Source organism: Leptolyngbya sp. AN10 (genome assembly GCF_050565645.1).
GTDB lineage: Bacteria > Cyanobacteriota > Cyanobacteriia > Leptolyngbyales > Leptolyngbyaceae > Leptolyngbya.
Map to the genome: position 1 here is coordinate 82553 of NZ_JBNXVP010000007.1, position 13115 is coordinate 95667.

At 46.4% G+C, this 13115-nt stretch carries 12 protein-coding genes; 7 read left to right on the forward strand and 5 right to left on the reverse strand.

The features are described from left to right. Nucleotides 1-107: 107 nt before the first annotated feature. From ACQ4M5_RS12050 to ACQ4M5_RS12065, 4 genes are all read left to right on the forward strand, one after another. On the forward strand, nt 108-1229 hold the full coding sequence (locus ACQ4M5_RS12050) for a polysaccharide biosynthesis/export family protein (protein WP_430675859.1): 1122 nt from the start codon (nt 108-110) through the stop codon (nt 1227-1229). A 304-nt stretch (nt 1230-1533) separates the two neighbouring features. Continuing rightward, complete coding sequence (locus ACQ4M5_RS12055; protein WP_430675860.1) at nt 1534-2784, forward strand: glycosyltransferase; 1251 nt, start codon at nt 1534-1536, stop codon at nt 2782-2784. 13 nt (nt 2785-2797) lie between these two features. Further along, nucleotides 2798-3931, forward strand: a complete 1134-nt coding sequence (locus tag ACQ4M5_RS12060; RefSeq protein ID WP_430675861.1) for a glycosyltransferase — start codon at nt 2798-2800, stop codon at nt 3929-3931. A 42-nt stretch (nt 3932-3973) separates the two neighbouring features. Continuing rightward, on the forward strand, nt 3974-4831 hold the full coding sequence (locus ACQ4M5_RS12065; protein WP_430675862.1) for a choice-of-anchor Y domain-containing protein: 858 nt from the start codon (nt 3974-3976) through the stop codon (nt 4829-4831). 47 nt (nt 4832-4878) lie between these two features. Here ACQ4M5_RS12065 and ACQ4M5_RS12070 read toward each other — a convergent pair whose 3' ends face one another. From ACQ4M5_RS12070 to ACQ4M5_RS12090, 5 genes are all read right to left on the reverse strand, one after another. Beyond that, a complete protein-coding gene (locus tag ACQ4M5_RS12070; protein ID WP_430675863.1) occupies nt 4879-6081 on the reverse strand; it encodes a cation:proton antiporter in 1203 nt (400 codons plus the stop codon). After that, complete coding sequence (locus ACQ4M5_RS12075; RefSeq protein ID WP_430675864.1) at nt 6082-6513, reverse strand: hypothetical protein; 432 nt, start codon at nt 6511-6513, stop codon at nt 6082-6084. It lies immediately after the preceding gene. A gap of 99 nt (nt 6514-6612) precedes the next feature. Then, nucleotides 6613-7311 (reverse strand): Uma2 family endonuclease, encoded by a 699-nt coding sequence (locus ACQ4M5_RS12080; RefSeq protein WP_430675865.1) that lies wholly within the window; start codon nt 7309-7311, stop codon nt 6613-6615. A 61-nt stretch (nt 7312-7372) separates the two neighbouring features. Beyond that, entirely contained in the window at nt 7373-9364 is a 1992-nt protein-coding gene (locus tag ACQ4M5_RS12085; protein WP_430675866.1) for a hypothetical protein, read from the reverse strand. A gap of 138 nt (nt 9365-9502) precedes the next feature. Next, nucleotides 9503-9871, reverse strand: coding sequence for a hypothetical protein (locus ACQ4M5_RS12090; protein WP_430675867.1), 369 nt, complete (start codon nt 9869-9871; stop codon nt 9503-9505). A 255-nt stretch (nt 9872-10126) separates the two neighbouring features. Here ACQ4M5_RS12090 and ACQ4M5_RS12095 point away from each other — a divergent pair, with 255 nt between their 5' ends. From ACQ4M5_RS12095 to ACQ4M5_RS12105, 3 genes are all read left to right on the forward strand, one after another. Further along, a complete protein-coding gene (locus tag ACQ4M5_RS12095) occupies nt 10127-10594 on the forward strand; it encodes a photosystem I reaction center protein subunit XI (protein WP_430675868.1) in 468 nt (155 codons plus the stop codon). Nucleotides 10595-10761: 167 nt separating this feature from the next. Beyond that, complete coding sequence (locus ACQ4M5_RS12100; protein ID WP_430675869.1) at nt 10762-12660, forward strand: hypothetical protein; 1899 nt, start codon at nt 10762-10764, stop codon at nt 12658-12660. After that, a complete protein-coding gene (locus ACQ4M5_RS12105; protein WP_430675870.1) occupies nt 12635-13096 on the forward strand; it encodes a GNAT family N-acetyltransferase in 462 nt (153 codons plus the stop codon). The genes ACQ4M5_RS12100 and ACQ4M5_RS12105 overlap by 26 nt, the downstream gene beginning before the upstream one ends. Nucleotides 13097-13115 lie beyond the last annotated feature (19 nt).

A 13115-nucleotide genomic window follows, 5' to 3' on the forward strand; every position in this document is an offset into this window, starting at 1 on the left:
CCTAGTCTCTCGGCAAATACTGAGATTCTAGGGAATTCACAGAGTGTGATTTTTGCGGAATCGCCTACCGTAAATCTGCCTAACCGTAGATTTTAGTTCTCTTATCTATGAAAGCTCTCAAACGTTTTGCATTTCGGCTGGGTCTTGCGCTAAGCATGACGGCTACTCAACCTCTAGCAGTGTTGGCGCAGTCTCCAATGCTTCCCTCTCGTGCTTTACCTGTATTGAAGCCGCAACCGCCCGAACCGGACAGTGCTGTGGATAGTCGCTACAAGCTCGGTGCTGGGGATTTAGTACGGTTGGATATGTTTGATGTTCCTGAGTTGACGTTTGAGCCGCGATATACAGTGCTACTAGATGGGACGCTGAATTTACCTTGGATTGGTGGCATTTCAGTGCAAGGATTGACGCTGGCTCAAGCTTCTGAACAACTCAAAGCACGCTATAAGAAGTATGTGCAAAATCCGGTAATCACGGTGAGTTTGATTGCGCCACGTCCCTTAAAAGTTGGGATTATCGGAGCGGTGAATCGTCCGGGATCTTATATTGTCAATACGATCGGGAGCGAGATTACACAGTCGAGTCTCAGTCAGCGTAGTACCGCAGAAAGTGGAAGCCAGTGGCCCACCGTATCTAAAGCGATTCAAACTGCGGGTGGAATTGCACAGTTAGCGAACATTCGCGAGATTGAGGTGCGCCGTCCTCAAACCGATGGCACAACTGAGAAAATTAAAGTGGATTTGTGGAAGTATTTGCAAGCAGGTGAACTATCGCAGGACATTCCGCTGCAAGATGGCGATACGATTTTTGTTCCGACTGCAACCGCGATCGATCCCTCTCAAACGAATCAAGTTGCTCTGAGCAATTTCTCTCCGGAACAGATTCAAGTCAACGTGGTCGGTGAAGTGACTCGACCCGGTGGCGTTGCTGTTCGTCCGAATTCTACTCTGATGCAGGCTGTTCTAGCAGCGGGCGGAATCACGCCTGGACGAGGAAATCGTGCAAAGGTGGAACTGGTTCGATTGTTGCCAGATGGAAAGCTCGATCGACGAGAGTTCAAATTCGATGTGACACGCGGACTTGATGAAGCCTCTAATCCTGCGATTCATCAAAACGATGTGATTATTGTGAATCGGAGCAATACTGCAAAAGTTTCTGATTTGTTGGGATCGATCGTGAGTCCAATTACAGGAGCATTTGGATTGTTGCGATTGTTGATTGGGAACTAATTCTAGATTCAGTTGAGGCGAAACTCCGGTTTACTGCGATCGGAGTTTTTTTGCTATTTAGGCGCTATCAACGCACTGACATAACTATCTAAAATTACGCACACCGTTTCAGCAACCTATCCTAATACCCGCACATCCACGTAGCTCCCAATAAAATAGTTCTCTGTACAATCCAAACATCAGAATTCAACCGCTCTCAAATTGCAATGTTCCCACAGTAGTTTTTGCTGTGTTTGTTCTTGTCGCTTTTCTGCTTCCACAACCTAACCGCCTGTGCTACACGTTGTGATACCGTTTCTTCACCATGTCGTATACTCAAACCTCAGATCGTCTTGTCTCTTCCAGCCTTCGTAGAGCTACAACACGAGATCCCAATGCTCCACTGCGAATCTGTCATCTATCCAAGTACTATCCTCCGCAACCTGGAGGAATTGAAACACACGTCAGAGCACTAGCAACTTCGCAAGCAGAACTGGGTGCGGCAGTGGATGTGATTTGTGTGAATGCGTGTGATGAAGAAGGCAGAGAAGCGAAGCAAACGGCAACGGTTGAAGAACTCGATCGTAATGTGCGGGTGATTCGATTGGGACGAATGGGAACGGTTGCTCGATTTGATATTTTTACTGCATTTTCTGAGTACTTCGGAGCAAAAGGATTGAGTTATGACATTGCTCATCTCCATGCTCCAAATCCTGCAATGGCGCTACATTGGACATTATCAAATTCTAATATTCCGTTAGTGGTGACGCATCATAGCGATATCGTAAAGCAAAAGGTTTTAAAGCAGCTTGTAAGTCCGCTGTTGCATCATCTCTATCGCCGCGCTGCAAAAATTCTGATTGCTAGTCCAACGTATTTAGCAGGATCAGAGTTTCTGCGTCCTTACCGTTCTCAAGCACAGGTTCTTCCTTTTGGAATTGATTTATCGCTTTATCGGCAACCGAGTGCAGCCGCGATCGCATACGAGAAACGCTTAAGATTTATGCACCCTGGTCCAATTTGGCTCTGTGTTGGACGCTTAGTTTACTACAAGGCTCTCCATGTGGCAATTTCAGCCCTCAGAACCGTTCCAGGAACATTGATCATTGTCGGGAAAGGAGAGCTTGCAGATTCACTCAGGCAACATGCGATCGACATAGGAGTGAGCGATCGTGTCGTCTTCAAATGGCAAGTAAGTCAGGATGAACTAATCGGAGCTTATCGAGCCGCAACTGCTCTTTGGTTTCCTTCAAATGCTCGGAGTGAAGCCTTTGGACTCGTGCAAGTGGAAGCAATGGCAAGCGGTTGTCCTGTGATCAATGCAGCAATTCCGAACAGTGGCGTGACTTGGGTGAGCCGGGATAGAATTGAAGGATTCACAGTTCCAATTAATGATCCGTGGGCGTTAGCAGATGCGGCAAATCGATTGTTGAGAGAACCTCATCTTCGAGGAAAATTCTCGATCGCATCTCAAGCTCGATCGTTACAGTTTGATCAACTGTTGATGGCTCAGGAAAGCTTACGAATCTATCAGCAAGTAATTCGTCAAGAAGATGTTCAGCCAATTTTAGTCTAGTTGAGGAACTGTGATGAGAGTGTTACATCTGTATGCTGGAAACTTGTTCGGAGGAATTGAAACCTATTTGATCACTCTGGCAAAAACTCCTCTGTCGCAGATTCAACATGAGTTCGCACTATGCTTTCAGGGGCGATTGTCTTCGGAACTGCAACAAGCAGGCGCGATCGTTCATCAACTTGGAGCGGTAAAGCTTCGGAATCCTTTATCAGTTTGGAGAGCGCGATCGCAACTCAAAGCACTTTTACAAAAGAGACGGTTCGATGTCGTGATTGCTCATGCTTGTTGGGTGCAAGCGATTTTCGGATCGGTCGTGAAAGCTCAAAATCTCCCATTGGTATTCTATGCTCATAACATTGTTTCAGGACAGGGATGGTTAGAGAAGCTTGCGAGAAGAACCGCACCTGATTTGGTGTTAGCCAACAGTCGGTATACTGCAATAACAGTAAAGCATCTTTATCCAAAAACCCAGAACCGTACCGTCTATTTTCCAGTATTAAATTCAGCGTATTCAAATCAACAGTTAATTCGCCAGAAAATACGATCGCAGCTACAAACGCCTTCAAATCGAGTTGTCATGATTCAAGTTAGCCGTTTAGAGGAATGCAAAGGACATCGATCGTTGTTCTCTGCATTAGGTGAACTAAAGGCAATTCCGAACTGGGAAGTCTGGATTGCAGGTGGGGCGCAGCGTTCTCAAGAACAGGTTTATCTGACTTCGCTTCAGCAACAGGTCGAGGAGTTAGGATTCGCCGATCGCGTTAAATTTCTAGGAGAGCGAACTGATGTGCCACAACTTTTAGCAGCGGCAGATCTCTACTGTCAGCCAAATTGCAGTGCAGAATCATTTGGAATTTCGTTAGTTGAAGCGTTGTATGCGGGACTGCCGATCGTGACAACTGCGATCGGGGCTGCACCAGAAATTGTGAATGAAACCTGTGGCTGTTTAGTGTCTGCTGGAGATGATTCTGCGATCGCACAAGTTCTAGAGCGACTAATCACCGATGCGAGAGAACGCGATCGACTATCGCAAGGATGTCTCGATCGAGCAATTGAACTCTGTGATCCGGTGCAACAACTGACCAAACTCCATGAAATTCTCAGTCAGGAGCTATTTGAGAAATCTCCTGAGCTTTCAACTTGCTGAAGAATTGGGAAAACTACGATCGACCTTTATGCCCCCGAAATCATGAAACATTTACTGACTGCAACTCTAACAAGCACTTTTCTACTCATCAGTTCTGCGAGTGCTTCCGCGCTTACGACAGTTCTCTACAATGGTGCTGCTGGAACGACTCCGGATGTTCAAGGTTGGGCAAGACCAAGCACTCTCGGTTCACAAAGTCTAAGCGGAGGCGGAACTCTCCTCGACACAACCGCAGATTTCAATATTGCAGATGGTTATGCCTGGACTAATACAACCCTGAATCGAGCAACAGGCTTTAACATTCGGTTCGATTTGCAGTTACTCAGTGAATCGCGGAATGGTTCTGCTTCAAACAACGTTGGAACAGACACCAGCGATGATCGGGCAGGCTTAAGTATCCTCGTTCTCAGTTCCGATACGAGAGGAATTGAGTTTGGATTCTGGACAGATCGCATTTGGGCGCAAGAGGATGGACTTGTGAAAGCTGACCCAATAACTCGAACAAATCCAGCGACCAGTCCAACAGGAACACGATTTTCTCAAGCAGAAGGAGTTGCTTTCGATACGCAGTCAAGCATGAATCAGTTTGATTTAACGATTTTAGGAAACAGCTATATTCTCTTTGCCAATGGCAATTATAGTGTCCCAATACGTACAGGTCGTTTACGGGACTACAGACCGGAATTTGCTGCTTTCCCCTCACTAGCGACAGCAGCATATAATACTCCTAATCTTATCTTCATTGGAGATAACACTACCTCTGCAAGAGGAAGCTTTCAACTCAATCAGGTTGCGTATTCATCGACACCGATTCCTTTCGCGTTTAACCCGTTGTTTGGATTTGGCGTATTTGGAGTGTCTCGATTGCGGAAAGCGATCGCGAAGAAGCGGTCAGTCTAACTTATGACAATTCTGCGCCTTGGCGATCGCTTTCCGCGCAGGCGCAGTCAATTACTCTCAATCAAGCGACTCTGATTCATTGCTCTACCAGAAACAGTCGTCACAATCGGACCAATTAAACAAGTCACCGCAATATAAGCCACGATCGCATTAAAAATTCCGTCCGTCAGCAATCCTGCATTTTTCCCGAACAAAGCAATGACGAGCACCAAAGCCGATCGAGACATCGTTAATCCAAACATCGTCATGACGGATGCCGATCGATAGTGAAACCATTGTCCTGTAAACCAAGCTGCTAAATACTTCGCTCCAACTGCACCGAAAATTACTAAAGCTGCAATTCCCAAGTTTTCTGGGTGTTGAACAAAGACTTTCGGATCAGACAATACACCCACTGAAAGCGCAAATGCAGGAATAAACAAGCTATTACCAACAAATTCGAGCCGCTGCATCAGGTCGCTTTCTTTTGGAACAAAACGGCTCAAAGCAAGACCTGAGAGAAATGCACCAACAATTGCATCAATCCCGATCGCATGAGTCAGGGTTGCTGTAAAAAACATTGCTGCTAATACAAACAAAAAGGCTTGAATCGGTTGTTTTTCGTCCTTCACGAATCGTTTTGCTAAAGCAGGTAGAACTTTGAAGCAACCAATTACAACGATCGGGAAAACAATCAGCAACTTGATCCAAAGCTCGATCCCAACACCGCCAGAATGTACTGCTTTGACGATCGCATAGCTCACCAAGGTCAGAATTGTTGTAATCACTGAGCCACCGACTGCAACCGCGATCGCTTCTTGTTGCACAATTCCCAGCGAAACCACGATCGGATAAGCCATTAATGTATGTGGCGAGTAGAGAATTCCTAGTAATACTGATACAAGCAAATTGCTCGTTAATAGTAGTCCAGTAATCAACCCGATCGTAAATGGAACCCCGAACGTGAGCAATCCGAAAGACAAAACCTTTTTGCTCGATCGCTTGAGGACATCAAGATTCAAGCCTAATCCTGCCAGCAGCATAATGTAGAGCAATCCAATCCGCTCTAGTAAAATCAATTGAGCATCACGAGCGATTATGTTCAATCCGTTTGTACCCGCGATCGCACCAAAGGCAATGAGTAGAACAATCATCGGCACTTTTAACCGAGAGGATAGATTCATTGCAAGCAGGATCAGTCCCAAAATCAAAGCAAACACATAAACCGGATCAGTCAGCGGTAAACCTGGAATTGTTGAAAGATAGTGCATCTAAAGCCATTTGCCTCCACGAAATCGCCAACGGGGGAAAACCACTCGCATCAGAGTTTGAGAGGCAGTAAACACCGTTAACCAAACAGTACTATAGTGGAAAATGAATACTCCTAAGCTGATGGGAAGGTCTTCAATTCCTGGCAGCGGAATTCCAAGCCCATTCAGAATAAACAAGATAAAGATTGCTTCCCAAATCCCTGCAAGCAGTTGAAAACTGGCGGGCCAATCGCGATCCCAGCGGAATTTCTGAATGCGATCGTACAAAATATCCCATCCAATTCCAAACAGTGCAATCCATACCAAAATGGCGATATAGTTGCTCGATGGCTCTCCTAAAATGCCGATCGAAAACGGAATTGTGACAAGCAGACCAACGGTAAACAACAGCAAAATCCGAGTTTGCCATCGACCAAAAAGCGTCGGGGTCATAACAATGCTGGAAAGTTCGTAACTCTACGGTTTTGATCTTCAACGGAATTGAAGATTTTTTGACCGTCACGTTAATAAACTCAACAAATTCAGCGATCGCTACTCCAATTCTCCAAACCGTTCTCGATATTGCTGAAGCAATGCTTCTAATTCGTCTGCCCGTTGCCGTTCTTGTTCTGCTCGTTGCCGTTCTTGTTCTGCTCGTTGCCGTTCTTGATCGCGTTGGGCTGCGAGTTCTACCGGAGTCAAAAAGCGATCGCCATTTGGTGCATACAAATTCAGAGTTGTGTCATCTAGCACAAAGCGAATTCCTAATCGCGGACTAACCCATTCTTGAATTTCAGGGATTTCTACTAATTGCTGCTCTATCCGCTGTGATCCAATCAGTTCGTTTCGTTGTGGATCGTAAATGTAATACTCTTCGACTCCATATTGTTGATAAAACAGCAACTTTCGGGACATTTCTGTTGCAGCATTACTCGGAGACAGAATTTCAAAAACGACTTGAGGCGGAATATTATCTTCTTTCCATTGTTGGTAAGAACCCCGATCGCCTTTTGGTCTGCCAAACACGATCATCGTATCTGGAGCTTGACACAGCCGATTGCTTCCCTCGATCGGATACCACATCAAATCGCCCGCCACAAATACATTCGGGTCTGCGGCGTATAAAATCTCTAGATTCTCTTTGATTGTGACGATCCAGCGAAATTGCTTTGTGTTATCGGACATCGGCTGACCGTCGGACTCCGGGTAAATCACTTCTGAGGAGGCAGCGGTTTTAGGTTGTGCGACCATGATTTTCAGCGCTCCCTTTGTTTCAGTTCTTTCAGAGTAACACAGTGCATCCGATCTACCGTTAGTTTTCAAGTGTCACTGCCGGGTCATCGTCGATCGACAACATAAACTGAATCAAATCTGTTTGATCCTGTGAGCTAAATCCAGCTTCTCGATCGACCCAATAGTTATGTCCACTTCCATCACTGTTAATTGCTTGAAGATCCGGATTTGCACGATTTTTCTCAACCGCAACAGATCGCAATTCTCGATCGACTAATACTCGCAAGCTTGCTTCTGGATCAGGTGCAATCCGCTGCATCCAAGTGCCCGAAAGTCCCATTTCATCAGGTTTCGCAACAGCATAACGATCACCTTGAAGCGCGATCGCATCTTTACTCGCAGCAACACCTCCATCATGTAAGTAAGGTGCAGTCACCGCTAAACCGACCAAGCTTGTAACTTTGTAGCCACCTTCTGGAGGATCGATCGCATAAGCCGCCCTCCGAGTTTCTGCTGGTGCAGTATCAACCGGAACCACTAACATCGACGGATCAACAGGGAGCGGAACAGGGGTATTGGGTGTGTAAGTTTGAGGCTCACCAAAGATACGCGGAAATTTTGCGAGAGCAACAGCACGAGACGGTTGTGCTTGAATTTCCGACTCAGCAACGACCGCATGATTGGTAAAATAGCGCCCAACATGACAGCTTGTACAATTCGCTTGCTGAAAGATTCTTGCACCACGTTGAAGCGTTTCTCGATCGACTTCAGCAACCGGAGGCGGAGCTAACGTATTTTGATACGCGGACATTGCATTTAATTGCTCTCCAGCCTTGTAACCTGGAGAACTCGCCATAAAGCCATCTGCAATAAACAGCGACCCTTGTGGAAATCCAGGAGCTTTGATCACTTCGTTAATTGCAGGTTCTCTAGGAGTTGGATCAACGGTTTGGAAGAATGTAGAAGGTTTTTTGCCATCAGGTAAGCGAAATTTGCGATCGGCAGCCTTTTGCAAAATTACACCGAGATAAGTCTCTTTATCAATTCCTAACAGTTTCTCACTCGCATTTGCGCCTGTCGTCGGATCAGAATTCGTCGCGTGAACATTGTTATTTAATGTAGTCAAACCATGAAACCACCCGATCGCAGAAAAGCCACTCCATCCGTACGGATAAGCTTCAAACGTATAAGAGGAAGGATTCTGAGATGGATTGTTTACATTGTCCCCAGTTGAGTCAAAGTTACCAGGCGACCAAGCTAAAAACTGAGCATCGACCGCATCTTCTAACGCTTTCGGATCAGGAAGCTTTGCCTTTTGTCCCTTTGCATTAATGTAAGTTGTACTATTCTCGCCTGCTGGAATCGTGAGCGGATTCACTCCAGTTTGACGAAACATTGCTGCTGAGTTAGTTCCAAATGCTTGCAACAATCCACTATCTAAATCAGTGTTCGGCGCACCTTCGATGATTTTCCCAGATTCCAGATCCACCGCAGCATGACACAGAGCACAAGTTAAACCAACTCGAATTTTTGCTCCAGATTTCACGGTCTGCATTCCAAGCGGTAGAAGCGATCCAGCCGCGACATCTAACCCGGTATCAACCTTTGTACCTGCTTTGAATTCGCGACCTCCGACCGTAATATCTTCAGAAATCGGAATCTGCAAATTCGTCGTCGGTTGTCCCTTCAGTGCTAGGATTGCCTGACTCACACTCACTAAATTAATCGGACCATCGATCGCGCCCAAAACATCGGTGAAAAAGCGCTCATTCCCAAATGTTTCGCGGTAGAAGCTATCTCGACCGAGCTTGATTAAATCGTTTGTCACCTCGATCGCGCCATTCTCCGGTGCAAGATAAGCTTTTCCTTCTTCAGTCTGCAAGAGTTGTTCCGCTTCAGATTTACTAACAGACTGACCCAGAACATCATACGAGCCTACTTCCTGAGCAGTCGGTTGAAAGGCAAGAACATTCTCTAATTTTGGTGGACGAGTTGGCAGTGCAATTTTTAGAGCATATCCCAAGAGACCAACTAACAGCACAATCAGAAGAACACGCGAAATCGCTTTCATACCCTACACCAAGAACGCCCTCTAGAATTGATAGCGAACGTCCAACTAATCGACCTACCTCGAAAGAAAGATTACTCCTTCCATCAAAAAGTCCACCGAGGAAATGTTCCCCGATGGACTCGATCGATGAAAGTTCAACTATTTGCTAAACGCATCTTTGATGCCTTCAACTGCTTTTTTCACAGCACCCATATTGTTATCGATCGCGTCTTGAGTCCGTTCTGCATCTTTATCGGCTCTTTCCAAGATCGTTGCTGCATCTTCTTTCGCCTTCCGAGCAACAGTCCCATCCGTCGATTCATCGACTTTCATCGCATTGCTCTTAGCAGCATCTTTTACTTTGTCACGCACATCCCGCACAAAGCTCTTAGAGTTATCTTGAGTCGCTTGCGCTGCACCTTCAGCAGAAGCCGCATAAGCAGCAGGCATTGACACCCAAGCCGACACCATCATCAGCACCGCAAATAATCCAGCAATTAATCTTTTTACAAAATAGTTCGGTTTCATAGGATACAGTCTCCGTAAAAATTAACCTTCTACGTTGTACCCGAATCGCTAAAGCTGTCATATCGCTCTGTCGATAGAGGTTCCTTTATCTCAGGACTTAGTTTTATCTCCGCCACCGGAGTATTTTTCTCAACTCTGCACCTATCCAAATGGTGAACTTTTCTGAAGCAATTGTCAGAATCAGCCCCAAGACATACTTAAAATAAGTCTCGAATTCTTTTTGTTCTCTTCAGAATCATTAGGAAATATTAAGATATGGCTGACGAGCTTATTAAACCGTACAACGGCGATCCGTTTATCGGACATCTCTCGACCCCTATCAGTGATTCTGCCTTTACCCGCGCCTTTATTGGCAACCTGCCCGCATATCGCAAAGGACTTTCTCCCTTGCTGCGCGGATTGGAAATCGGGATGGCACATGGTTACTTTTTAGTTGGTCCCTGGACATTACTCGGACCTCTCCGTGATTCAGAACATGCGGCTGTCGGTGGATTAATCTCCGCTGTTGCATTGATTTTGATTGCAACGGCTTGCCTTTCGACTTATGGATTAGCCACCTTCCAGAGCGACGAGTCTTCCTCAGACTCGCTGCAAACTTCTGGCGGTTGGAGCCAATTCGCAGGCGGATTTTTCGTCGGTGCAACAGGTGGCGCATTCGTCGCTTATCTACTGATCGCGAATTTCTCGATCGTAGACAAGATCTTCACGGGTGCATTCAACTAAACTCTACCGAACTGAAATATCTTGCCAATGGCTCGATCGACAAGTCGATCGAGCTTTTTTATCGAAATTGTTGCATCACCGAAAGAAGTACCGGATAAAATCGCCAAAAGTAGGTTGACATACAGTACCCTATAAACTGCAAAACCTGGTGAAAGCTTCTCCGACCTATGCCTGAACTGCAAACCTGGGAATTTTTGATACAGCTAGACGGCGATCGAGCATGGTTGCCGTTGGAGGGTTCCAATGTTGAGATTTTGGAGGGTCGGTATCGCATCGCCGCGAAAACGAATCGCCGGAGTACTCCTGTCGAAGTCCGGATTAGATACGATGCGATCGATGAAGTTCCTCCAAAACGCCGCACTCAAACCCGAACCCATCAGACGAATCCCAAAGGCTTAATGCCCGTCATTCCCTATACCCGTCTCCAGTCTGGAATCTGGGAATTTCGCTGTGCCGCACCTGAAGGGGAAGCGCATTCAATTCAACTGCGCGTGTTGTCGATCGAGTCCGATATTGTCGAAGATTGGAATCCAGATTGGGAACTCGAAGATCAGACGACCTTTGATTTTCCGGCTTCTGCATCTGTAACAGAATCGAAAGTGATCGATGCCGATCGAGCTTCTTTGGAGGAATTTTTACAGCAGGCAGATCAAGATTCAAGCTCGATCGCGGACGATATTTTGACAGAGTATGGTCTGATTGCTGAAGAATCCTACGAGGAAGACAAACCGCCTCAAGTCGCTCGGTTTGGTGATTCAGAAATCTCGATCGAACAAATTCAAGAAACTTACATTGCGAATCGCGGCGAGCCGCTCACGATTTCCGGTCAAATTACTGCGACTGAGTTGACGCATTTAGATGGAGAATTGCGAATTTGCTTACGTGATCCTCAGACCTCTAGGACGCTCTTGGATACGCATGAGATTCTGAATCAAGCCTCTTTGCCGTTTAATTTGGTCTATCGGGTCACGTTGCCCGTCGAGCTTGAGACTCAGCTAATTCTGGGAGAAATCACGCTGCACGATGTCCAAGTCGAAGGCAAGCCGATTATTGCAACTCAATCATTCACTTTAATGTCTGATGTGAATGAGTTGCTCGATGCTATGCAACAAGCGAGAAAAGACGATCGGGCAATGGCAGAAGATATGTTAGACCTGCCCGCAACGAATCCTGCTGTCCCTCAATCTTTAAACCTGGCATTTCTTAATCTCATTGCTGCTCCAAAAAATCCTGAAGCGGCGAATTTCGCATCCAAAGAATCTCAAACCCTTCCACCCCAACTGCATCAACCCAATCCTTACGCTCGCAAAAAGCTCGATCTTCCCAATTTCGGAGTTCAGCCAGATGGAGCCTTTCCTGATCCAGATGCAAGACAGCTAGAAATCCCTCTCACTGACGCTCCCGCGCCTCCTGAAGCGCCCGTCGAAGAGCCGAAAGAAGAACCAAAAGAAGAGCCAGTGTTAGCTCCGGTTGAAGAGCCGATCGCTGAGCTAAAAGTTCAAGCAGACGATCGAGATCTTCTAGTCCTAGACGAAATCTCGCTTGATCTCCAACCCAGTCCCGATCAGGTAATCGATGAATTTGTAGTCGATGATGAACCGATTCTGCCGCTCACAGACTTGATCGTGTCTCGCCGTCAGACCCAATCCGATCGCGCTCAAAATCCGCTACTGCTTCCCGAAGATCAGCCTGTTCCTGATCCGATCGTCACCCTTTCAGAATCCGAACTCACCAGAGGCGCAACGACGATCGCTCGAATCAAGCTTCCAGACATCCTGCCTAAGATTTACGTCAAAGCATGGATTAGCGATCGACAAAGCCGCAGTTTGGTCGAACCGCCTCGTTGGATCATCGATTTCAAACCCGACGGACACGGCAAGTTAGAAGCGACCACTGAAATCAAAGTCCCATTCGACAGTGTAGAAATTCGGATCGAAGCGATCGCCGTTGAAGTGATGACGAATCGTGAAAGTCGGAAAGTTGTTGTCGATCGTGTAGTAATTTCTGAAGAAATGCCCGATCTTTGGCTGGATGATTTCGATGCTGATTCGATTGTTTCGCCCTGAAGATGCCGATCAAGTCGCGAAATTGTTTCACGATACGGTTCGTGAAGTCAATATTCGAGATTATTCGATCGCTCAAGTGCAAGCCTGGTCGCCCGATGATTTGTACTTTCGCGATTGGGCAACGATTTGCGCTCAACGATTCACGTATGTTGCCGATGAAGCAGGACTAATCCTTGGATTCGGTGAGCTTGAAGCAGACGGGCACATTGGTTGTTTTTACTGCCACAAAGACTATCAGCGGCAAGGAGTCGGACAGGCAATCTATCAGGCAATTGAGGTAAAAGCGCGGGAACTGAATGTCGATCGACTCTTCACCGAAGTCAGCATTACAGCAAAGCCCTTTTTCCAAAAACTAGGCTTCGCGATGATTACGGAGCAGGAAGTTTTTTGTCGGGGCGAAATGTTGACGAACTATCAAATGGAGAAGAAACTATAATCCCATACCCTATCTCAAA